This window comes from Kocuria salsicia (genome assembly GCF_039532055.1).
Lineage (GTDB): Bacteria > Actinomycetota > Actinomycetes > Actinomycetales > Micrococcaceae > Kocuria > Kocuria salsicia.
In genome coordinates this window covers 1-20389 of sequence record NZ_BAAARF010000006.1, presented here as the reverse complement: position 1 = coordinate 20389, position 20389 = coordinate 1, and the positions used below count along the sequence as shown (strand labels likewise).

Annotated in this window: 19 protein-coding genes and 2 pseudogenes; 10 read left to right on the top strand and 11 right to left on the bottom strand. The window is 71.6% G+C overall.

The features are described from left to right. Positions 1 to 948: pseudogene (locus ABD264_RS06230) on the top strand (IS481 family transposase); the annotation flags it as partial. A gap of 423 nt (positions 949 to 1371) precedes the next feature. Here ABD264_RS06230 and ABD264_RS06225 read toward each other — a convergent pair. Then, positions 1372 to 2223: a F510_1955 family glycosylhydrolase gene (locus ABD264_RS06225; RefSeq protein ID WP_344204990.1), complete on the bottom strand. Its 852-nt coding sequence runs from the start codon at positions 2221 to 2223 to the stop codon at positions 1372 to 1374. Continuing rightward, positions 2220 to 3746 (bottom strand): multicopper oxidase family protein, encoded by a 1527-nt coding sequence (locus tag ABD264_RS06220; protein WP_029603314.1) that lies wholly within the window; start codon positions 3744 to 3746, stop codon positions 2220 to 2222. The genes ABD264_RS06225 and ABD264_RS06220 overlap by 4 nt, the downstream gene beginning before the upstream one ends. 158 nt (positions 3747 to 3904) lie before the next feature. Between ABD264_RS06220 and ABD264_RS06215 the strand changes: the two genes are divergently transcribed. The 9 genes and pseudogenes from ABD264_RS06215 (at position 3905) to ABD264_RS06170 (ending at position 11131) form a co-directional block, all read left to right on the top strand. Beyond that, on the top strand, positions 3905 to 4615 hold the full coding sequence (locus ABD264_RS06215) for a response regulator transcription factor (RefSeq protein WP_344204988.1): 711 nt from the start codon (positions 3905 to 3907) through the stop codon (positions 4613 to 4615). Continuing rightward, positions 4612 to 5751, top strand: a complete 1140-nt coding sequence (locus tag ABD264_RS06210; RefSeq protein WP_035962932.1) for a sensor histidine kinase — start codon at positions 4612 to 4614, stop codon at positions 5749 to 5751. The genes ABD264_RS06215 and ABD264_RS06210 overlap by 4 nt, the downstream gene beginning before the upstream one ends. A gap of 84 nt (positions 5752 to 5835) precedes the next feature. Continuing rightward, positions 5836 to 6174, top strand: a complete 339-nt coding sequence (locus ABD264_RS06205) for a heavy-metal-associated domain-containing protein (protein ID WP_035962930.1) — start codon at positions 5836 to 5838, stop codon at positions 6172 to 6174. Between the two features lie 100 nt (positions 6175 to 6274). Beyond that, a complete protein-coding gene (locus ABD264_RS06200; protein WP_344204984.1) occupies positions 6275 to 6940 on the top strand; it encodes a DUF305 domain-containing protein in 666 nt (221 codons plus the stop codon). A gap of 79 nt (positions 6941 to 7019) precedes the next feature. Next, the gene (locus ABD264_RS06195; protein WP_019310374.1) at positions 7020 to 7295 is read left to right on the top strand and encodes an SHOCT domain-containing protein; all 276 of its coding nucleotides are present in this window, start codon (positions 7020 to 7022) and stop codon (positions 7293 to 7295) included. A gap of 20 nt (positions 7296 to 7315) precedes the next feature. Further along, positions 7316 to 7767: pseudogene (locus tag ABD264_RS06190) on the top strand (multicopper oxidase domain-containing protein); the annotation flags it as partial. Positions 7768 to 7773: 6 nt separating this feature from the next. After that, positions 7774 to 8772: a multicopper oxidase family protein gene (locus ABD264_RS06180; RefSeq protein WP_344204982.1), complete on the top strand. Its 999-nt coding sequence runs from the start codon at positions 7774 to 7776 to the stop codon at positions 8770 to 8772. Between the two features lie 87 nt (positions 8773 to 8859). Further along, positions 8860 to 10191, top strand: coding sequence for an APC family permease (locus ABD264_RS06175; protein ID WP_344204980.1), 1332 nt, complete (start codon positions 8860 to 8862; stop codon positions 10189 to 10191). Between the two features lie 64 nt (positions 10192 to 10255). After that, positions 10256 to 11131: a potassium channel family protein gene (locus tag ABD264_RS06170; protein WP_035962920.1), complete on the top strand. Its 876-nt coding sequence runs from the start codon at positions 10256 to 10258 to the stop codon at positions 11129 to 11131. Between the two features lie 55 nt (positions 11132 to 11186). Here ABD264_RS06170 and ABD264_RS06165 read toward each other — a convergent pair whose 3' ends face one another. The 9 genes from ABD264_RS06165 to ABD264_RS06125 all read right to left on the bottom strand — a co-directional run bounded on the left by ABD264_RS06165 (position 11187) and on the right by ABD264_RS06125 (position 20182). After that, complete coding sequence (locus tag ABD264_RS06165) at positions 11187 to 12608, bottom strand: NADH-quinone oxidoreductase subunit N (protein WP_310745332.1); 1422 nt, start codon at positions 12606 to 12608, stop codon at positions 11187 to 11189. A gap of 15 nt (positions 12609 to 12623) precedes the next feature. Then, positions 12624 to 14114, bottom strand: a complete 1491-nt coding sequence (locus ABD264_RS06160) for a complex I subunit 4 family protein (protein WP_344204976.1) — start codon at positions 14112 to 14114, stop codon at positions 12624 to 12626. Between the two features lie 2 nt (positions 14115 to 14116). Continuing rightward, positions 14117 to 16027 (bottom strand): NADH-quinone oxidoreductase subunit 5 family protein, encoded by a 1911-nt coding sequence (locus ABD264_RS06155; RefSeq protein ID WP_144943428.1) that lies wholly within the window; start codon positions 16025 to 16027, stop codon positions 14117 to 14119. Then, positions 16024 to 16326 carry an NADH-quinone oxidoreductase subunit NuoK gene (locus tag ABD264_RS06150; RefSeq protein WP_010534530.1) on the bottom strand — a complete coding sequence of 101 codons (303 nt, stop codon included), beginning with the start codon at positions 16324 to 16326 and terminating at the stop codon, positions 16024 to 16026. Before ABD264_RS06150 ends, ABD264_RS06155 begins: the two co-directional genes overlap by 4 nt. Continuing rightward, entirely contained in the window at positions 16323 to 16886 is a 564-nt protein-coding gene (locus ABD264_RS06145; protein WP_062735583.1) for an NADH-quinone oxidoreductase subunit J, read from the bottom strand. Before ABD264_RS06145 ends, ABD264_RS06150 begins: the two co-directional genes overlap by 4 nt. A gap of 3 nt (positions 16887 to 16889) precedes the next feature. Continuing rightward, the gene (locus ABD264_RS06140) at positions 16890 to 17825 is read right to left on the bottom strand and encodes an NADH-quinone oxidoreductase subunit H (protein WP_075868081.1); all 936 of its coding nucleotides are present in this window, start codon (positions 17823 to 17825) and stop codon (positions 16890 to 16892) included. Further along, positions 17818 to 19053: a hypothetical protein gene (locus tag ABD264_RS06135; RefSeq protein ID WP_344204971.1), complete on the bottom strand. Its 1236-nt coding sequence runs from the start codon at positions 19051 to 19053 to the stop codon at positions 17818 to 17820. The genes ABD264_RS06140 and ABD264_RS06135 overlap by 8 nt, the downstream gene beginning before the upstream one ends. Further along, complete coding sequence (locus tag ABD264_RS06130; protein WP_019310385.1) at positions 19044 to 19388, bottom strand: NADH-quinone oxidoreductase subunit A; 345 nt, start codon at positions 19386 to 19388, stop codon at positions 19044 to 19046. Before ABD264_RS06130 ends, ABD264_RS06135 begins: the two co-directional genes overlap by 10 nt. 104 nt (positions 19389 to 19492) lie before the next feature. Further along, positions 19493 to 20182 (bottom strand): DUF305 domain-containing protein, encoded by a 690-nt coding sequence (locus ABD264_RS06125; RefSeq protein ID WP_344204969.1) that lies wholly within the window; start codon positions 20180 to 20182, stop codon positions 19493 to 19495. Positions 20183 to 20389 lie beyond the last annotated feature (207 nt).

Sequence of the window (20389 nt, the reverse complement as noted above, 5' to 3'; positions counted from 1 at the left end):
GACTCGTACAAGTCCACCGCCCGGCGACGGAACTCGTCGGTGTAGTTCTTCCTGGCCATCCTTGGATTCTCGCTTCTCCCAGCATCGTGCTGGATTCCGCGTGTCCAAGATCAAGGGTCAAGCCCCCACCGCTCCCCGAACAAGACCAGCCCCACGACTGCGAAGCGCTGTATCCAGCTCCGGCTGCGTCTGCGGGAAGGTCCGGTTCAGTTGGCATACCGGATTGGCGTTGCCCCGTCGACAGTCCACCGGATCTTGGTCGACGTCCACTTGAACCGCCTGTCGCACGTCGACCGTGCCACTGGAGAGCCTGTTCGTCGCTACGAGCACGACCACCCCGGGGCGATGCTGCACGTCGACGTGAAGAAGCTCGGCAACATCCCAGACGGCGGAGGCTGGCGCTACGTCGGCCGACGACAAGGCGAGAAGAACCGCGCAGCCACACCCGACAAGCCCAAGAACAAGCACTACGACCCGTTGATGGGCAAGGCCTACGTCCACACCGTCATTGACGACCACTCCCGCGTCGCCTACGCCGAGATCCACGACGACGAAACAGCCCACACCGCCACAGCGGTCCTGGCCAGGGCCGTCAAGTGGTTCAACGCCCGCGGGGTGACCGTCGAGCGGGTCCTGTCGGACAACGGTGGCGCCTATCGCTCACACCTGTGGCGCGACACCTGCGCCGAGCTGGGAATCAGGCACAAACGGACCAGGCCGTATCGCCCGCAGACCAACGGCAAGATCGAGCGCTTCCACCGCACCCTGGCCGACGGCTGGGCCTACGCCCGCTGCTACACCTCCGAGACGGAGCGCCGCGGCGAACTCGACGGCTGGCTGCACTACTACAACCATCACCGGCCCCACACAGCCTGCAGCAACCAGCCGCCCTTCTCACGATTGACCAACGTGTCCGGTCAGTACAGTCCTCGGGCATCAGGGAGTTGATTGCCACCCCGAGGGCGAAGATCAGCAGGGCCCGCACCGCCACGCCCACCCGCGCTCCCGTCATCCGTCGGCCTGTTCGGGGGTGTCGGCCACCGGTGGCGAAGGCCAGGCCCACCCCTGCCAGCAGGGCGAACAGGGCGGCGGAGTCTCCGGAGAACAGGGTCCAGCTCAGCGTCGCCTCGTGGGTCTGTTCGTTCTCGGCGGGCAGGAAATGGATGGCGGTCAGCCCGATCAGCGCGCCGCGTCGATGCCGGTCAGCCGTTTCCGCGGGACACGTCCGGCCTCCGCCGGCTTCGCGGCATGGGTGGCGTCCTGGTGCGTAGAGTCGTCCTTACTCATGATGGCCCCCTACTCCCTTGTTGCCTGGCGCGCTGTCAGGCGTGAATGGTCGCCGACTGTGCCTGGGGGCACGAGCGGTGGTGTTCACAGCAGCTGCTCCGTCGTGGCTCCACCGTCCAGGCTCCGCAGCACCCGGGGGCCCTCCACCAGCAGCGCCTCGACCTCCCCGCCGTCGGTCAGACCTGCTCCCAGGGCTACGACCTCGCCGACCGGGTCCCGACTGGCTGTCCAGGTGTCCCCGGCGTCACGGCTGGTCAGCAGGCGCCCGTCGATGCCGACGCCCACCATCGTTTCGTCGTCGGCCCAGGCCACCCGGGACATCAACTGCGGGGTGTCCACCGTCGTCCACGTCGTGCCGTTGTCGGAGGAGCGCAGCAGGCCGTCCTCGGTGGTGGCCAGCACCGTGCCCGTACCCGGGGCGACCGCCAGAGAAGCGGGGGCGGAGGGGATGGCGGCGGTGTCCCAGTTGCGGCCGTCGGCGCTGATGCGCAGCTGCCCGTCGAAGCCGATGACCCCGTTCGGGCCGGCGGCCAGGGCATGGAAGTCCGATTCCCCGGCCCGCGAGAGCACTCTCCAGCTCTCACCGGCGTCGGTGGACTCGATCAGCCCGACCGGTTCAGGCAGGTCCACGCCCAGACCCGGGTGGCCGGAGGCGAGGTAGCGCCCCTCGCCGGTGGTGGTGAAGCCCATCAGGTCCACCACCGGGCCGACCTGGGTCAGGTCCTGGTCGTCCAGGCGGAACAGGCCTTCGTGGGTGGCCAGCAGGATCGTCCCGGCCGCATCGCGGGTGATGGCGTGGACGTGGGTGATGGCGGTGCCCGTGCTGGAGGCCGGGGCGGTGGAGTTCCCGGACTGTGGTGAGCAGGCGGTGACGGCCAGTCCGGTGCCGGCGACCAGGCCGAAGGTGAGCAGGGAGCGGCGGGAGAGGGTGGTCATGGGCGGTATCTCAGTTCGGTCGTCATGCCGGCTTCGGCGTGGTAGATGTTGTGGCAGTGGATCAGCCAGTTCCCGGGGTTGTCCGCCTGCACGTCGATGGCCATCGATCGCATCGGGGCGATCAGGACGGTGTCCTTGCGCAGGCCGTTGGGCAGCGCGAAGGTGTGCCCGTGCAGGTGCAGGGGGTGGGCCATCATCGTGTGGTTGGCCACGGTCAGCCGCACCCGCTGTCCCTCCTGGATCTGCACAGGATCGTGCTGCCCGTAGGGGGCCCCCTTGAATCCCCACTCGTAAGGGTTCATCTGCCCGGTCATGGCCAGGTCCAGGGACACGTCGGGGTCCCGGGCCTCCAGCCGGGCGCTGTCCGCCGGTGTCAGGTCGGCGCCGATGAGCACGGATCTGTCCAGTTCCGCCGGTCGTACTGACGACGGCGGTGGATTGCCGGCCCCGGTGCGCACCAGGGCCATGGCCTGCCCGTCCTTGCCCAGCGGCACGGCCACGAAGGGGAAGACCCCTTCGGCCAGGGTGACGGTCGCGTCGTAGCGTTCTCCCATGCCCAGGTAGAGGGCATCGGTGTCCTGCGGCTGCACCGGGAACCCATCGGTGTGTGTGACGGTCATGCGATGCCCGCCCAGGGCGACCGTGAAGATGGTGTCCGCGGCGGCGTTGATGATCCGCAACCGCACTTTCTGGCCCGGCTTCGCCGTGAGCACCTCCGGGTCCGCGGGAACCCGCCCGTTGACCAGGTAGTGCGGGTAGGACACGTCCCCGGCGTCATCGCCGTACGGGGAGTCCCCGGCGCTTATCGCCCCGTGGTCCATCCCAGCCATGCCCTCCGAGGAGCCGGAGGACATGTCCATGCCCTCCATCCCGCCCATGTTGCCGTGGTCCATCCCGGGCATCCCGCCGTTGTCCCGGGAGGAGGTCAGGGCGGCCAGGACCTCATCGGGGGTACGGCCGGTGCCGTCGACCCAGTCGTCGAGGACGAGGATCCACTCGTGGTCGTAGGCGCCGGGTTCTTGCGGGTCGTCGATGATCAGCGGGGCGTACAGACCGCGGTCCAGCTGCACCCCGACGTGCGGGTGGTAGAAGTAGGTCCCCGGGTCCGGGGCGGTGAAGTCGTAGGTGTAGGTCGCCTCGGCGGCGATCGGATCCTGGGTCACCCCGGGCACCCCATCGGCGCCATTGGCCAGGGCGATGCCGTGCCAGTGCACGGTGGTGTCCGCCGGCAGGCGATTCTCGACCCGGATGCGCAGCCGGTCCCCGGCCGTGGCGCGGATGAGCGGACCGGGGAGACTGTCGCCGTAGGCCCACGTCGCCACCGTCGATCCGCCCAGATCGAGCGTGACCGGCCGGGCGGTGAGCGCCGTGTCCACGAGGCGCTGACCGGCTCCGGCGGAGGCCGTCCCGGCCCCCACCCCTGCTGGGAGGGACGGGGCAGGTGAGGAACAGGCCGCCAGGGCGCCGGAGCCGAGCAGGCCGAATCCGGCGACGAGCAGACTTCTACGGGAAAGGGTGTCCATGATTCCTTGTCGGGTCACCAGAAAATGCGGGGGTTGAGAACCATTCTGGCAGGCCACCGGCAGGCGGGAGCCCAGATTCCTTGAAGGTTTGGCGAAGATTGCGGACCATCCGGCCCCCGAGTGGCTTCTACGTCGGGACGGCGGGACACACTGGGATCATGGTGATCTCCGCAGACAGGGATGCGTCCTCAGCCGGGCGGGTGCTGGTGGTCGACGACGAAAAGCCTCTGGCGCAGATGGTCGCCACCTACCTGGCCCGCGCCGGCTACGCCGTCGCCCAGGCGCACACCGGCCCCGACGCCCTCGAGACCGCCCGCACGGAGCACCCGGACGTCGTGGTCCTGGATCTGGGGCTGCCGGGGCTGGACGGGGTCGAGGTGTGCCGGCGGCTGCGGGCCTTCTCGGAGTGCTACGTGCTGATGCTCACCGCCCGCGGGGACGAGGAGGACAAGCTGGCCGGGCTGGCCGCCGGGGCCGATGACTACATCACCAAGCCCTTCAGCGTGCGCGAGCTCGTCGCCCGGGTGGCCGCGGTGCTGCGCCGGCCCCGCCCCACCATGGCCCCGGCCGAACCGGCGCGGGTGTTCGGGGACCTCGTCATCGACCTGACCGCCCACGAGGTGCGGGTGGGCGGCGATCCGGTGGCGCTCACCCGCACCGAGTTCGACCTGCTGGCGGCCCTGTCGGCCCGCCCACACCAGGCGTTCTCCCGTCGTCAGCTCATCGACATCGTGTGGGACCCGGCTTGGGTGGGCGACGAGCGGATCGTGGACGTGCACATCGGCCACCTGCGCCGCAAGCTGGGCGAGGAACCGACCGCCCATATCGACACGGTGCGCGGGGTCGGCTACCGGATGGGGGCCCGATGACCCGACGCCCCCGGGGGCTGGTCTCCCGGTTCCTGCTCGCCCAGCTGCTGGTGGTGGCCGCCAGCCTGCTCGCCGCGGTCGTGGTGGCCTCCCTGGCCGGCCCGGCGATCTTCCACGAGCACCTGATCATGGCCGGGCACCCGGAGAACTCCCCGGAATTGCTGCACGTGGAGCAGGCCTACCGCGACACCAACCTCATCACCCTGGGCGTGGCCCTGGGCACCGCCCTGGTCTGCGCCCTGGTGGTCAGCGCCTGGTGCTCCCGTCGTATCCGGGGGCCGTTGGAACGATTGACCGAGGCGGCCCAGGGCATGGCCCACGGCCGCTACGACACCCGGGTCCCGGCGATGGGCGCCGGGGCGGAGGTCGAGGCCCTTGCCTCCTCGTTCAACACCATGGCCGCCCGTCTGCGGAGCACCGAGGACACCCGCCGGCGAATGCTCTCAGACCTGGCCCATGAGATGCGCACCCCCATCGCGGTGCTCACCGTCTACTGCGAGGCCCTCCAGGACGGGGTCACCCACTGGGATGAGACCACCAGTGAGCTCATGAGCGAGCAACTGGCCCGACTGACCCGGCTGGTGGACGACATCAACGACGTCTCCCGCGCCGAGGAGGGCCGGATCGACCTGGACCGCACCGAGCAGCCCGTCGGTGAGCTCCTCCGGAGTGCCGTGGAGGCCCACCGGGAGGGCTACGCCGCCAAGGGCGTAGCCCTGGAGCTCGACGTCGACGAGTCGGCCGGGACCGTGGACGTGGACCGGCAACGGATGGGCCAGGTACTGGGCAACCTGCTCACCAACGCCCTGCGCCACACCCCGCTGGGCGGAAAGGTGATCCTGAGGGCGGCCCGGCAGGGTCCCGGGCAGATCGCCATCCACGTGGCCGACACCGGTGATGGCATCAGCGCCGAACACCTGTCCCACGTCTTCGAACGCTTCTACCGCGGGGACACCGCCCGCGACCGCGACCACGGCGGCTCCGGGATCGGCCTGACCATCTCCAAAGCACTGGTCGAAGCCCACGGCGGCACCCTGACCGCCGCCTCCCCCGGCCCCGGACACGGCGCGGTGTTCACCATCCAGTTGCCGCCCCCCCAACTGGCCGATCTGCCTCCCGCTCGGGAGGCTCACTGACATCCTTGCACTATACCCCCCCAGGGTATATACCTGAGAGGCGAGGGGCGTTCCCCGTTCCCTCACGATCCGAAGGAGCCCACCATGACCAGCTCGCCCCGCCGCCCCCTGCCGATGGCCGCCACCGGTTGCGCCTGCTGCGCTCCCTCCTCTGTCCCTGAGGAAGCGGGGACTGCCGTCGAGGCGCAGTCGCCGTCCTCGGACGGCACCGCCACGACCTACCAGGTGGAGGGCATGACCTGCGGCCACTGCGCCGGCCGGGTCACCGAGGCCCTCACGGCGTTGGAGGGGGTCCTTGACGTGCAGATCGACCTCGTAGCCGGCGAGGCTTCGGCCGTTACCGTGACCAGCACCACCCCTGTCGCAGAGGAATCCGTGCGCGCCGCAGTGGCGCGTGCCGGATATGCGGTCACCTCTTCCTGAGCGTGCCGGGACCGGATCCCCCACGGCCCGACCCGGCTCCCGGTCTCCAGGCCCTGCCTGGGGCCACCACCACCCAACCACCCCACGTAAGGACATCCCCATGAACCGAGCCTCTTCCCTCACCGCCGTGGCCCTCGCCTCTGCCCTGGCCCTGGCCGGCTGCGGCACCGGAGGCGAACAGAACACTGACGCGGCCTCCGAGACCACCAGCTCCACAGCTGCCGCCACCGGGGCCGGTAGCCCCTCGAGCACCCCGTCGGGCGCTACCTCAGGGGAGCCGATCGCTGAAGAGCACAACGACGACGACGTGATGTTCGCCCAGATGATGATCCCCCACCACCAGCAGGCCGTGGACATGAGCGAGACACTGCTGGCCAAGGACGACATCCCCGCCGATGTCCAGGACTTCGCCCAGAAGGTCATCGATGCCCAGGGCCCGGAGATCGAGCGCATGAACCAGATGCTGCAGACCTGGGAAGCGCCGATGCCCGCCGAGGACTCCACGTCCATGGACCACGGGACCGGCGGGATGATGAGCGAGGAGGACATGGGCATGCTCAACGACGCGCAGGGGACGGACGCGGCCCGGCTGTACCTGGAGCAGATGACCGTCCACCACGAAGGCGCGGTCAAGATGGCCCAGGAGCAGATCGAGCAGGGACAGAACCCCCAGGCCGTCGAGCTCGCCCGCCAGGTGGTCGAGGACCAGGAGGCGGAGATCACCGAGATGGAGCAGATGCTCCAGGAGCTGCCGGACGGTTCCTGACTGCCCCGGTGACCGGCGTCGCCGCCCACGGGCGGCGCTCTGCAGGAAGCAGCGAACCGATCGATGAAGGAGGACCGTGATGATGTGGGGCGACGGCATGGGAGGGGGCATGGGATGGGCCTGGCTCTTCTGGATCCTGCTGATCGTGGGGGTGGTCGTGCTGGTGGTCGTGCTCGTGAAGGCGTTCACCGGCGGCACGGGCGGCGGGACCAGGCAGGGCGGATACGCCGCGCCCCCGACGGGGGCGGGCCCGCGCCGGTCCCGCGAGATCCTCGAGGAGCGCTACGCGCGCGGGGAGATCAGCACCGAGGAGTACCGGGAGCGGCTGCGGACCCTGGACGAGGGCGGCAGGTGAGCCCGCTGACCCGCCGACAGATGCTGGCCCTGGGCACGGCCGGGGCCGGTGCCGCGGCCGTGGGCGGGGCCGGGCTGTGGTGGACCAGCGGCGGCGGCGGCGAGGCCCTCGGCGGCGGCCGGGAGCTGGTGCAGCCTGAGGTGCTGTCCAGCCGGGACGGCGTCCTGGAGCTCGCCCTGGAGGCCGCCCCCGCCCAGGTGCGGATCGGGGCGCGGGAGGCGAACGTGCAGGCGTTCAACGGCTCCCTGCCCGGGCCGACCCTGCGGGTCCGGGGCGGGGACACGATTCGGGTGGCGATGCGCAACGGCCTGGACGCCCCGACGAACCTGCACGCGCACGGCCTGCACGTCTCCCCGGAGGACAACGGGGACAACCCCTTCGTGAGCATCGACCCGGGGACTCCTTCGACTACGACTTCTCCCTTCCGGAGGACCACCCGCCCGGCACCTACTGGTACCACCCGCACCGGCACGGGCACGTGGCCGACCAGCTCGCGGCGGGTCTCTACGGGGCCATCGTCGTCAAGGACCCCGTGCCCATGGCCCGGGACCGGGTGCTGGTGGTCTCCGACATCACCCTCGACGACTCCGGGAACCTGGCCGAGGTCTCCCCGCCGCAGCGGATGATGGGCCGGGAGGGCGAGACCGTGCTGGTCAACGGCCAGGTCCGTCCCCAGGCCACCGCCGCACCCGGGGAGCGGGAGCTGTGGCGGGTCGTCAACGCCTGCCCGTCCCGGTACCTGCGCCTGACCCTCGACGGCCAGACCGTGCGGCTGCTCGGCCGCGACATCGGCCGCCTCCCCGAGCCGGTCGAGCTCACCGAGATGACCCTGGCCCCGGGCAACCGGGTGGAGCTGCTCGTGGACACCCGCGAGGGCGCCTCCACCCTGACCGCCGCCCCCGTGGACCGCGGCAGCATGGACGGCATGATGGGCGGGGCGATGCCGGGGGACGGCCCCGGCACCGACGAGCCGATCGAGCTGCTCACCCTCGAGGTCACCGGGGACCGGGCCGCGGACGCCGGCCCCGTCCCCCCGGGTCCGGTGCTGCGGGACCTGCGCGAGGAGCCGGTCGCGGCCCGGCGCACCCTGGACTTCGCCATGGGCATGGGCATGGGCGGGATGATGGGCGGCATGCGCGGCCCCGGGCAGATGATGTCCTTCACGATCGACGGGCGGCCGTTCGACGCCGAGCGCACCGACCAGCGGGTCCGGGTGGGCACCGTGGAGGAGTGGACCCTCACCAACTCCAGCCCCATGGACCACCCGATGCACCTGCACGTGTGGCCCATGCAGGTCGTGACCGAGGCGGGCCGCGAGGTCGCCGCACCGCGGTGGCTGGACGTGGTCAACGTCCCGGCCTTCGGAGAGGTGACGGTCCGGGTGGCCTTCGACGACTTCGCCGGCCGCACCGTCTACCACTGCCACATCCTCGACCACGAGGACCTCGGCATGATGGGCACCCTCGAGGCCCGCTGAGCACCGTGGGCCGGCCCACCGACCCTGTCCGAACCACCCCACCGCCGGGGGCACTCACCGCCCGGCAGGAAGGACGTGCACCTCCTCATGGACCACGGCACGCAGACGCAGCAGAAGCTCTCCCTGACCGGTTCCGTCGCCCTGGGGACGGGGGTGATGATCGGCGCAGGCATCTTCGCCCTCGTGGGGCAGGTCGCCGAACTGGCCGGCGGCTGGGTGCCCTGGGCGTTCCTCGCCGGAGCCGTGGTCGTGGCGTTCAGCTCCTACTCCTACATCCGCTACTCGGCCACCAACCCGTCCTCCGGCGGGATCGCGATGCTGCTCAAGGCCGCCTACGGCCCCGGGGTTCTCGCCGGGTCCTTCTCCCTGTTCATGTACGTGTCGATGATCCTGGCCGAGTCCCTGCTGGGCCGCACCTTCGCCTCCTACCTGCTGCGCCCCTTCGGCCTGCAGGGCTCCGAGGTGTGGGTGGCGGTGCTGGCGGTGGTGGCGATCGTGGCCGCCGCCCTGGTCAACCTGGTGGGCAACCGGTGGGTGGAGCGCTCGGCCACGGTGACCGCGGCGCTCAAGATCGTCGGGATCGCCGTGCTGGCGATCGCCGGCATCCTCGCCGCCGGGGTGTCCTCCCTGGGCCGGCTGTTCACCGCCGCCGACCGCACCCCGCCGGAGACGGGATGGGCCGGCTTCCTGGCCGGGACCACCCTGTGCATCCTGGCGTACAAGGGCTTCACCACGATCACCAACCAGGGCGCCGACCTGCAGCAGCCGGAGCGCAACATCGGCCGGTCCATCATGATTTCCATCGCCCTGTGCACCGTGCTCTACCTGCTGATCACCGTCGCGGTGACCGGCAGCCTGACGGTTCCGCAGATCGTCCAGGCCCGGGACTACGCCCTGGCCGAAGCGGCCGAGCCGATGTTCGGAACCTGGGGTGCGGGACTGACCGTGGCCATCGCCGTGGTCGCCACGCTGTCCGGGCTGATCGCCAGCCTCTTCTCGGTCTCGAAGCTCTACGACATGCTCCGCGACATGGGTCAGGCCCCCGAATTGCCCGGCAAGCACGATCACCAGTCGCTGTACATCACCGCGGGGCTGGCCATCGTGATGGCCGCCTTCTTCGATCTGTCCCAGATCGCCTCCCTGGGGGCGATCCTGTACCTGGCCATGGACATCGCCATCCACCTCGGCATCCTGCGCCACCTCAAGGACGACGTCGGGGCCAAACCGTGGATCCCCTGGGTCGCGATCGCCCTCGACGTCACGGTGCTCGTGCCGTTCGTGCTGCTGAAATCCCAGTCGGACCCGTTCACCCTGGTAATCACCGCCGTGGTGGCCCTGGTCATCGTCGTGGCGCAGTGGTTCACCGTGCGACACCGCTCCGACGAGGACGCGCGGCAGGGCGAGCACGAACAGCACTGAGGACCGGTGAGCCGCCCCGTAACCCGGGGACGGGAAGAACAAAAACCAACGACGGAGGTCGATCATGGACGTACTGCTGACAGCTCTGGGGATCGTGGTCATCGTGGCCGGGCTGATGGACATGTTCCACACCCTGTTGCACCCCAGCGGCCAGGGACGTCTGAGCCGACTGGTGCTCTCCACGGTGTGGAAGGTCTCGAAGGCCACCGGTCACCGGGCCGGCTCCGCCGTGGGGCCGGCGGCGATGGTGGCCGTGGTGCTCCTCTGGGTGGTGCTGCAAGCAGCGGGGTGGGCGCTGATCTACTACCCGCACGTCCCGGGCGGGTTCATGTACTCCTCCGGCATCGACGCGGCCGCCTACCCGGACGCGGTCGAGGCCGTCTACGTCTCCGTGGTGACGCTGTCGACGCTGGGCTACGGGGACGTGGTGGCCACCGACTCGTGGATCCGGGTCGCTGCCCCGTTCGAGGCCTTGACCGGGTTCGCGCTGTTGACCGCGGCGCTGACGTGGTTCACGCAGATCTATCCTCCCCTGATGCGGCGCCGGGCGCTGGCCCTGGAACTCAAGGGGCTGGCCGACGCCGACTATGCCGAGACGATCGAGGAGGTCGAGCCGGTCATCGCCTCCCGGGTCCTGGATTCCCTGCAGGCGGATCTCACGAAGATCTCCGTGGACTTCACCCAGCACACCGAGGGTTTCTATTTTCAGGAGAGCGACCCCGATCTGTCCTTGGCACGGCAGTTGCCGTATGCGCTGCGGCTCCGTGATGCGGCCATGGCCCGGTCCGAACCGGCGGTGCGGTCCAGCGCCCAGCGGCTGTCCTCGGCCCTGGACCAGCTCGGGTCCGAGATCAAGGACGACTTCGTGGGCACCGGGGAGCACCCCGGTGAGGTCTTCGCCGCCTATGCGGCCGAGCACGGCCAGAGCACCCGGGCCTGAGTTCGCCCCTCTCGGCGTTGCGCACGGGCGGTCCGGGGCGCGAAGGTCGCCGCACCTACATTCCCAGGGGGCCCTCGAGGGCAGCCCACAGGACACCGGCCAGGACACCCAGCACCAGGCTCGCGACCGCGGCGACCCCGGCGGTGACGGCCGGCCAGGCGGCCGCCCCGCCGCGGCCGGGGAACCCCGCGGCGTGCTGCTCCGGGCGGGCGAAGACGGGGGCGAACCAGCGCAGGTAGTAGAAGAGGCTGAGCACGCTGCTGAGCATCACCACCAGGGCCAGCCAGCCGTGCCCGCCGTCCCAGGCGGCGGTGGCGGTGGTGAGCTTGCCGACGAACACGGCCAGCGGCGGGGTGCCCACCAGCCCCAGCAGCGCCACGAGCAGGGCCAGCCCCAGCCCGGGACGGGCCCGTGCAAGGCCCCGGTAGTCGGCCAGCTCCCGGTGCTCGGGCAGTGCGGCGGTGACGGCGAAGGCGGCGACGTTGGTGACGGCGTAGGCGGCGAGGTAGAACAGCAGCGAGGGCAGGGCCAGGTCGCTGCGCCCGGCCGCGGCCACGGGCACGAGCAGGAACCCGACCTGGGCCACCGTCGACCACCCCAGCAGCCGGCGGGGGTCGGTCTGCCAGTAGGCCGCGAGGTTGCCCAGGACCATCGAGGCGGTGGCCAGCAGTGCGGCGACGAGCAACCAGGAGCCGTCCCCGGCGGAGACCGTGGCCACGAGCCGGTACACGGCCACCAGCGCCCCCACCTTCGGGACGGTGGTGAGGAACGTGGCGGCGGTGGCCCCGGTGCCCTGGGCGGCGTCGGGCACCCAGAAGTGGAAGGGCACCCCACCGGCCTTGAAGAGCAGCCCGGCGAGCACGCCCAGCACGCCCGCGCCCACGGCCGCGGCCGGGGCCGCGGGCAGCGTCTCCTGGAGCAGGGCGTAGTCGGTGCCCCCGGCCAGGGCGTAGAGCACGGTGACCCCGAGCATGAGCAGGATCCCGGACAGCGCCCCCATGAGATAGGTCTTCATGGCGGCCTCGGCCCCGGCGCGGCCGCCGGTGAGGCCGACGATCCCGTACAGGGGGATGCTGGCCAGCAGGAACCCCACGATCAGCACGAGCAGGTCGGTGGACCCGGCCAGGACCATCACCCCGGTGGTGGCCAGCAGCAGCAGCGCGTACGTGTCCGACTCCCGCGGGGACCCGGCGATCTCCCCGGAGGCCACCCCCAGGACCAGCAGGGTGGTCAAGGCGGCGATCACCCGGGCGGTACCGGTGGCGGTGTCCACGGTGAAGGTGCCGCTGAAGGCGCTCTGCGCGGGTCCGGCCATGGCGAGGGCCGCGGCGGTCGCGGCACCCAGCAGGGCCAGGGCTGCGGCGGCGCGGGCGATCCACTGCCGTCGCCGGGGCAGGAAGGATCCGCCCAGCAGCACCACCAGCGCGCCGAGGAAGACGAGAATCTCGGGCAGCAGCAGCTCGGGGCGCATCTGCATCGAGGCCTCCACCGGCTACCGTCCCACCAGGCCCACGAGGGCGGCCGAGGCCGGCTCGATCACCTCGAGCAGCACCCGGGGCAGCACACCGATGAGCAGGGACAGGCCCAGCAGGGGACCGGCGGACCACAGCTCCGGCGCCCGGAGGTCCTCGAACCCGGGGGTGTGCCCGGCCGCCGGGCCGGTGAAGACCCGCTGCAGGGCCCGCAGGAACAGTGCGGCGGTGACCAGGATGCCCAGCAGGGCAACCGCGGTGACCGGGGCCACCGCCACGCTGCCGGCGAAGATCTGGAACTCGGCGATGAACCCGGAGAACCCGGGCAGACCCAGGGAGGCGAAGGCCCCCACCGCGAACAGCGCCGCGTAGCGCGGGGCGGGGGCGGCCAGCCCGCCGTAGGAGCCCATGTCGTAGGAGCCGGCCCGGTCCTGCATCACCCCGGCGAACAGGAACAGGGCGGCGGTGATCAGCCCGTGGCTGACCATCTGCACCACCGCGCCGGTGACCGCCACGGACCGAGCCTGGGCGGCGCCCTCGGCGAGGACCCCGACCGCGCCCAGGGCCAGGACGATGTAGCCCATGTGATTGACCGAGGTGTAGGCGATCATCCGCTTGAGATCCGTCTGGGCCAGGGCCACGAACGCCCCGTAGAGCACCGAGACGACGCCGACGGCCACGATCACCCAGGCCCACGCCCGCCAGGCCTCCGGCAGGATCGGCATGGCGATGCGCACGAACCCGTAGGTGCCCATCTTCAGCAGCACCCCCGCCAGCACGGCCGAGCCGATGGCCGGGGCGTCGGTGTGGGCCGGGGGGAGCCAGGTGTGGAACGGCACGGTGGGGGTCTTCACGGCCAGGCCCACCAGGATCGCCGCGAGCACCAACCCCCCGGTGAGCGGATCGCCCGCCAGAGGTGCGGCCGCGACGAGCTCGGGGATGTCGAAGGTGTGCGGTGCCGCCGCCACGTAGAGCCCGATGAAGCCCAGCAGCAGGGCCAGGGAGCCCAGGAACGTGTAGAGGAAGAACTTCAGCGCCGACCGGACCGCGCTGCCGTGGCCCCACCCGGCGATCACGAAGTACATGCCCACGATGGACAGGTCGAAGAAGACGAAGAACAGGATCAGGTCGGCCGCCACGAACACCCCGAGGCTCACGCCCTGCAGGAACAGGAACAGCGCCGCCTGCACGCGCGGCCGGTCCGCGTCCCGCAGGGCGTAGACGGCGCAGGCCAGGAACACGACGGCCGTCATGGCCAGCAGCGGCAGGGAGAGCCCGTCCACGCCCACGTGGTAGCTGCTGTTCACCCCGGGGATCCACGGCACCTGCTCCTCGAACGCCAGCCCGTTGGGACCCGGGTCCTCGTAGCCCGCCCACAGCACGCCCACGAGCAGCAGCTCCACGACGCTCACCGCCACCCACGCCCACCGCGCGGCCGCGGCCCCGATCGAGGGGACCACGGCCAGGACGGCGGCGGCGGCCAGGGGCAGGAAGACGATCAGGCTCAGCATGTTCATCCCATCACGGCGTAGACGGACCAGACCATGACGCCGACGGCGAGCACCGCGACGGCCTGGAGGAAGTACTGGTGGACTGCCCCGGTCTGCGGGGCCCGGGCCAGCTGCCCGAGCCGGCGGACCCGGCCGGCGAGGCCCTCGACGGCGCCGTCCACGACGTCGTCGTCGAGCCGGGCCGCACCCCGGCCGGTCGCGTCGGCGGCGTGCGCGGTGGCCTCGACCCCGGTGTCGAGGGCCCGGTCGTCGAACCGGGCCGCGGCCCGTGCCAGCACCGGGACGGCCCCGGCGGCGGCGGTCACGGCCCGGTCCAGGACGAGGTCGTCGAACCGGGCCAGGGCGTGCGCCAGGCCCAGTGAGGGGCGGACGACGACGGCGTGCGCGGCGGCCTCCAACCCTAGCCACCGCACGGCCCATCCCGGCTCGGGGACGCGCAGGCGCAGCATGAGCAGCAGGACCACGAGGGCGATCGCGGCCGAGACGAGCAGCTCGGCGGCCGCCACCTCACCGTGCCCGCCCACCGCCTGGGCGAGGGTCGTGCTGACCGGGGGCAGGGCCAGCACCCCGAGGGCGGCCGCGCCGACGGCGAGCACGACCAGCGGGACCTGCTCCAGCACCCCCACTCCCCCGGTGCCGCCCTCCTGGGCCTCAGCGCGGACACCCCGATACCAGATCGTCCACAGGACCTTGCCCGCGTAGGCCGCCGACAGGGCCGCCGCCACGAGCCCGGCGGCGTAGAGCCACGCCGAGGCCTCGAGGGCGGCGGCCAGCACCGCGTCCTTGGTGGCCCACAGGGACAGTGGGGCGATCCCGGCCAGGGCCAGCGCCCCCACGGTCGCGCTCACGCCCACGACCCGCCACCGGCGGCCGGCCCCGCGCAGTGCCGCGAGCTCCTCGGTGCCCAGGGCCGTCAGCCACGCCCCGGCGGCCAGGAACAGCAGCGCCTTGGTGGAGGCGTGGGCCACCAGGTGGGCCGCGCCGCCGCTGACCGCGCCCACCCCGGCGGCCAGCACGACGAAGCCCAGCTGCGCCACCGTGGACGCCGCCAGCAGCTGCTTGAGCTCCCGCTGGGCCAGCGCCACGAACCCCATCAGCACCGCGGTCACCGCCCCGATCCACGCCGCGGCCGGGCCCGCCCACCCGGTGGAGGCCAGCAGCGGCTCCACCCGGAGCAGGAGGTAGCCGCCCATGGCGACCATGGCCGCGGAGTGCAGCAGCGCGCTCACCGGGCTGGGGCCCTTCATCGCCCCGGAGAGCCAGAAGGAGAACGGCAGCTGCGCGGCCTTGCCTAGGGCCGCCACGAGGATCCCGGCCGCGATCACGTGCCGCCACGGGCTCTCGGCGGCCGGCAGGGCGGACAGGGCCATCCCGGCGCCGCCGGCCAGGGCGGCGCCGGCGGCGACGTAGAGTCCCAAGTCCGCGGTGCGGGTCGTGATGAAGGCGGTGAGTCCGGCCGAGACGCGGTCGGCGTCCCGCCACCAGAACCCGATCAGCGCGTAGGAGGTCGCGCCCATCAGCTCCCAGGCGAACAGCAACGCCGGCAGGCTCGCGGCCGCGGCCGTGGCCAGGGCCGCGGCGGCGAAGAGCAGCATCAGCCCGTGGAACCGCGGCCGGCCCGCCCGGATGCTGCCGGCCGCGAAGACCAGCACCAGCAGCGTCACTCCCGCGACCATCGGGAGGGTGACTGCTGCGAGGGCGTCGACCTCCAGCGCGAAGTCGGCGCCGGCCACGAACGGGTAGGACAGCGCGGGCCGGGTCAGGGCGGCGACCGCCGCGAGGACCGTGGTCACCGCGGCGGTGAGCACCGCGACCGGGGCCGCGGCACGCTCCGCCCGGGTGAGGGCGAGCACCGCGCCCACGGTGGCCGGGAGCACCACCACCGCCAGCAGCACGGCCTGGGATGCGGTCATCGGGAGAGCTCCTCGGCCATGTCGGTCATGTCGGTCTGCCGCCTGCGGTGCAGCAGAGTGGCCACGGCGAAACCCATGGCCATCTCCACGGTCATGGCCGCCAGGACCACCAGCAGCAGCACCTGCCCGGAGGGGTCCGGGGCCAGGAACCACCAGAACCCCGCGGCGGCCAGGAGGACCCCGTTGATCATCAGCTCCAGGCCCATCATCACCATCACCACCACCTGCTGGGACAGGGCCCCGTAGAGCCCGACGGCGAACAGTGCGGCGGCCACGACCAGCACGGCTTCCAAGGTCATCGGCCCACACCCCCCGGCTGCGGGTCGTCGGCCGGGCGGCGGCGCAGGTCGTCACCGAGCCGGTCGTAGCGGGTGCGATGGGCGGCCAGGACCACCCCGGCCACGATGGTGGCCACCATGACCGGGCCCACCACCGCCATCACCAGCATCTTCTCGCCCATGATCTCCAGGCCCAGCGCACGCGTGAGGTCCTCCGGCGGGGCGCCGCGACGCTCCGGCCACGGGACCAGCAGCGCCCCGGCCGCCAGCAGCACGAAAACCCCGGCCGAGGCGCCGATCGCGGTCTTCTTCCCGTGGGTCATGTCCATGGGCATCAGCGCCGGGTTCATGCCCATGAACATCACCATGTAGACCGCCATCACCGCCATCTCCATCACCATCATGAGGATCGTGATGATCCCCAGATAGCTCTGGCCCAGCAGCAGGATCTGCACCCCCACGGCGATGAAGGACAGTGCCAGGGCATAGGTGGCCCGGGCCATGGAGTCCACCACGAACACGAGCGCCCCCGCGGCCACGGCCACCACGGCGAGCACCCAGAACACGATTCCGACCAGCACGGCTCAGCCCTTCCAGACGACGACGAGGGACACGACCAGGTCCTGGAGCACGGCGGCCGGGAGCAGGACCACCCAGCCGATCTCCATGAACCGGTCCGGGCGCAGCAGCGGGATCCTCCGCCGCAGCCACACGAGCACCGCGAGCACCAGCACGGTCTTCACCAGCACCCACGCCCAGCCGGGCAGGACGGGCCCGGCGCCCCCACCGAGGAAGAGCGGCACCGAGAAGGCGGCGCCGGCGGTCAGGAACAGGTAGCGCCCAGCCTGGAGGACGAGGCGGTCGACCCCCGAGAGCTCGGCCAGCACGCCGCCGCCGATGTCGGCAGCCAGCGCCGGGGCGAACGGGCCCCATACGGAGAAGCCGGTCACGCCGATGAGGAAGACGAGGAACGCCACCGGCATCCACACCACGAACCACACGCCGTCCTGGGCCGCGGCGACGTCCCCCACGGCCAGGCTGCCGGCGGCGATCGCCGGGGCCACCAGGGCGAACATCAGCGGCAGCTCGTAGGCCAGCCCGTGCGCCAGGAAGCGGTAGCCGCCCACCAGGCCGTGGGCGGAGTTCGCACCCCAGCCGGCCAGCCAGACCAGCGCCCAGACCATGACGTCCACGGTGTTGAACCACACGACGCCGACGTCCAGGTCCGCCAGCGTCCACTCCCCCAGCGGGAGCACCGCAATCATCAGGAACGCTCCGACCAGCATGCCCGCGCCACCGACCCGCCACAGCAGGGTGTCCGCGGCCACGGTGGTCCGGCGCCGCTGCCGCAGCAACCGCGCCGTACGGCCCAGCGGCGCGCCCCATCCACCGCCGGTGCCCTGCGCCCGGGCCGAGAGCGCCGCATCCAGCGCCACGGCGAAGAAGGCCAAGCCGCACAGGAGGATCCCCGCCAGCACGGCCCATCCGCCGGGGACGGTCGTCACCACGCTCTCAGCCATGCCCCACCTCCTGGACGGCAGGATGCGGATCGAGGCCCAGGCTCGCCACGGCCAGCCGCACGGAGGCCAGCTCCAGCCCGGTCACCAGCTCTGGCAGCACCGCCCACGGCACCGCGCCGTCCTCCACCGGGACCGGCACCGCGCCACCGGCCTCGGCCCGGATCCGTTCCACCCGGGACAGCAGCCGGTCGTGGGCGTCCCCGAGGCAGTGCCGCGGCAACCCGTGGTGCTCCAGAGCGGACGGGTCGAGCGGCAGCACGCCTCGCAGCGACCAGCGGAGCAGCCGTGATCTCCGGATCGTCCGGTGCAGCCGCTCGGCGGCGGCCCGGGCGGCGCCCCGATCGCCGTGCAGGAGGGCGTCCCGGGCGCGGCGGGCGCAGGCCGCCGCGTCCTCGACCCCCGCGAGAGCCAGCAACGCCATGACCTGGTCGCACCACACCACCGCCGCCGGCGCGGGACCGGGACCCGGTCCGCCTGCTCCGGCGCCGTCGACCACGGAGGCTTCGGCGTCGACCACGACATCCCCCTGCAACGAGCAGCGCAGCACGAGCCCGGCCGGCCAGAACGGCAGCACGGGACCCAGCGGCAGGTGGAGCACGTCCATCTCCAGCCCGTCACGGTCCTCCCCGCCCCCGGCCAGGGCGATTCCCCCCGGGGCCATGTCCATCCCGCCGTGGCCACTGTGGTCCATGCCGCCATGACCGCCGTGGTCCATCTCGCCGTGGTCCATGCCCCCGTGGTCCATCCCGCCGTGGCCACTGTGGTCCATGCCGCCATGACCGCCGTGGTCCATCTCGCCGTGGTCCATCTCGCCGTGGTCCATGCCCCCGTGGCCCATGCCCCCGTGACCCCCATGATCCGCGTCCTCGGGGATCTCGGGTTCCTGCGCCCGCTCCTGGGCGTCCGTCCGGTGGTGCGGGGTGTCGAGAAGGAGGGCTGCGGCGGCGTCGAGGGCGGAACCTACAGTTCCGGGCGAGGTGATGTCGGCGCGGACGCGGGGACCGGGCATCTGCTCCCAGAGCCGGTCCACGAGCTCCGAGAGCTCGGGGCCGGGGACACCGCACACCGCCAGGACGTCCGCGTCCGCTGGTGTCCACGCCGGTCGCCACCCACGGCGGAGCAGCTGGTGCTCGACCTCCATCCGGGTCGCCCAGTGCCCCGGGACCTCGACGACGAGGACCCGGGTGGCCCGGACCGCGAGCCGGGCGAGAGCACCGCTTAGGCCCATCGGAAGGCTCCTTCGCGCCAGGCCCAGGCCACGGCGACGAGCAGGGCCCCGAGGAACAGGAACATCTCCACGACCGCGGAGATCCCCTTCTCGATCACGACCACCGCCCACGGATACATGAAGAGCATCTCGACGTCGAAGGCCAGGAACACGATTGAGGCGAGGTACCAGCGGGCGTGGAATCGGGACAGCGCGTGCTCCTGGGGCATCCACCCGGATTGGGCGGGCAGAACCGTCAACGGCTCGGCGGTGATGACGGCAGCGCGGTGGAGTGCATAGAGGAGAACGACGACCGACAGCGCCACCAGGGCCATGGCCACGATCCCGGAGTACACGATGGTCTCCCCTTTCGCGCGGTCGGAACATGGAAGTCTGTCGTTGATCGGTGGGGGCCACCCTAACAGGTGGCCCCACCGATCGCGCTGTTTCAGCTCGGTGATCAGGCGCGGCCGGCGAGCCAGGTGCGGAAGTCCGCGACCTGGGCCTGTTGGGTGGTGATCCCCGCGGTGGCCGCCACTCGCAGCTGCGGGTGCACGGCACGGGACTGCGGCTCGAGGAACTCGATGATCCCGCTGTTGTGGTGCGGAATCATCTTCTGCACGAAGGCGACGTCGAAGTCCTCACCGGCCTCCACGGCCGAGAGTTCCTCGATCATCATCTGGGTCTCCTCCTCCAGGATCTTCATCTCCTCCTGGGCTTCTGCCGGGACCTGGGCCATGGCCTCTTCCGGGGTCAGCCCGTACCACTCCTCCAGCCACCGGGTGAACTGGTCGATCTGGCGCTGCTGGTTGGCGATGATGTTCTCCGCGTGCGTGCGGATGTCCGGGCTGACCCCCCGCTCAAGCTCCAGCTGGGACATCTCGATGGCGGCGCGGTGGTGCGGGATGATCTCGGCCAGGAACGTGATTTCCAGCTCTTCGCCCTCCAGCCCGGCCAGGGTCTCACCGAACTCGTAGGCGGTCGGGGAAGTCGGGTCCGGCTGGAGCATCTCCGTCTGACTGTGGGAGGACACCGGGGCGGCCTCCCAGTGGGAGGATGCCGGCGCAGCGGCTCCGCCCAGCAACGCAGTGGCTACAGCGGCCGCGGAGGCGGCGGCCGCGGTACGGCGGCCTAATGAAATGTAGTGCATGGCAGATTCCCTCTCGGGCGATGAGCCGGTCCCTCGATACCAGCTCGGCGGATGCCGGGCGGTCTGTCACCGGGACCATGGGGCCTTGACCCCGAATCGTGGACACGGTGTCGTTTCGGTTATGCCGCTTCCGTGAGCGTAGCGGAGGCGGCGGTTTCGTAGGCGTTCGGGGCGATGTTCCCGATCGCGGAGTGGCGTCGGCGGGTG

What these genes read in the sequence shown, in the direction of transcription:
- ABD264_RS06215 (WP_344204988.1), top strand. Translation starts at nt 3,905, where the DNA reads ATGGTGATCTCCGCAGACAGGGATGCGTCCTCAGCCGGGCGGGTGCTG.
- ABD264_RS06205 (WP_035962930.1), top strand. Translation starts at nt 5,836, where the DNA reads ATGACCAGCTCGCCCCGCCGCCCCCTGCCGATGGCCGCCACCGGTTGC.
- ABD264_RS06165 (WP_310745332.1), bottom strand. Translation starts at nt 12,608, where the DNA reads ATGCAGATGCGCCCCGAGCTGCTGCTGCCCGAGATTCTCGTCTTCCTC.
- ABD264_RS06210 (WP_035962932.1), top strand. Translation starts at nt 4,612, where the DNA reads ATGACCCGACGCCCCCGGGGGCTGGTCTCCCGGTTCCTGCTCGCCCAG.
- ABD264_RS06160 (WP_344204976.1), bottom strand. Translation starts at nt 14,114, where the DNA reads ATGCTGAGCCTGATCGTCTTCCTGCCCCTGGCCGCCGCCGCCGTCCTG.
- ABD264_RS06125 (WP_344204969.1), bottom strand. Translation starts at nt 20,182, where the DNA reads ATGCACTACATTTCATTAGGCCGCCGTACCGCGGCCGCCGCCTCCGCG.
- ABD264_RS06200 (WP_344204984.1), top strand. Translation starts at nt 6,275, where the DNA reads ATGAACCGAGCCTCTTCCCTCACCGCCGTGGCCCTCGCCTCTGCCCTG.
- ABD264_RS06175 (WP_344204980.1), top strand. Translation starts at nt 8,860, where the DNA reads ATGGACCACGGCACGCAGACGCAGCAGAAGCTCTCCCTGACCGGTTCC.
- ABD264_RS06140 (WP_075868081.1), bottom strand. Translation starts at nt 17,825, where the DNA reads ATGGCTGAGAGCGTGGTGACGACCGTCCCCGGCGGATGGGCCGTGCTG.
- ABD264_RS06135 (WP_344204971.1), bottom strand. Translation starts at nt 19,053, where the DNA reads ATGGGCCTAAGCGGTGCTCTCGCCCGGCTCGCGGTCCGGGCCACCCGG.
- ABD264_RS06225 (WP_344204990.1), bottom strand. Translation starts at nt 2,223, where the DNA reads ATGACCACCCTCTCCCGCCGCTCCCTGCTCACCTTCGGCCTGGTCGCC.
- ABD264_RS06220 (WP_029603314.1), bottom strand. Translation starts at nt 3,746, where the DNA reads ATGGACACCCTTTCCCGTAGAAGTCTGCTCGTCGCCGGATTCGGCCTG.
- ABD264_RS06155 (WP_144943428.1), bottom strand. Translation starts at nt 16,027, where the DNA reads ATGACCGCATCCCAGGCCGTGCTGCTGGCGGTGGTGGTGCTCCCGGCC.
- ABD264_RS06150 (WP_010534530.1), bottom strand. Translation starts at nt 16,326, where the DNA reads ATGACCTTGGAAGCCGTGCTGGTCGTGGCCGCCGCACTGTTCGCCGTC.
- ABD264_RS06195 (WP_019310374.1), top strand. Translation starts at nt 7,020, where the DNA reads ATGATGTGGGGCGACGGCATGGGAGGGGGCATGGGATGGGCCTGGCTC.
- ABD264_RS06170 (WP_035962920.1), top strand. Translation starts at nt 10,256, where the DNA reads ATGGACGTACTGCTGACAGCTCTGGGGATCGTGGTCATCGTGGCCGGG.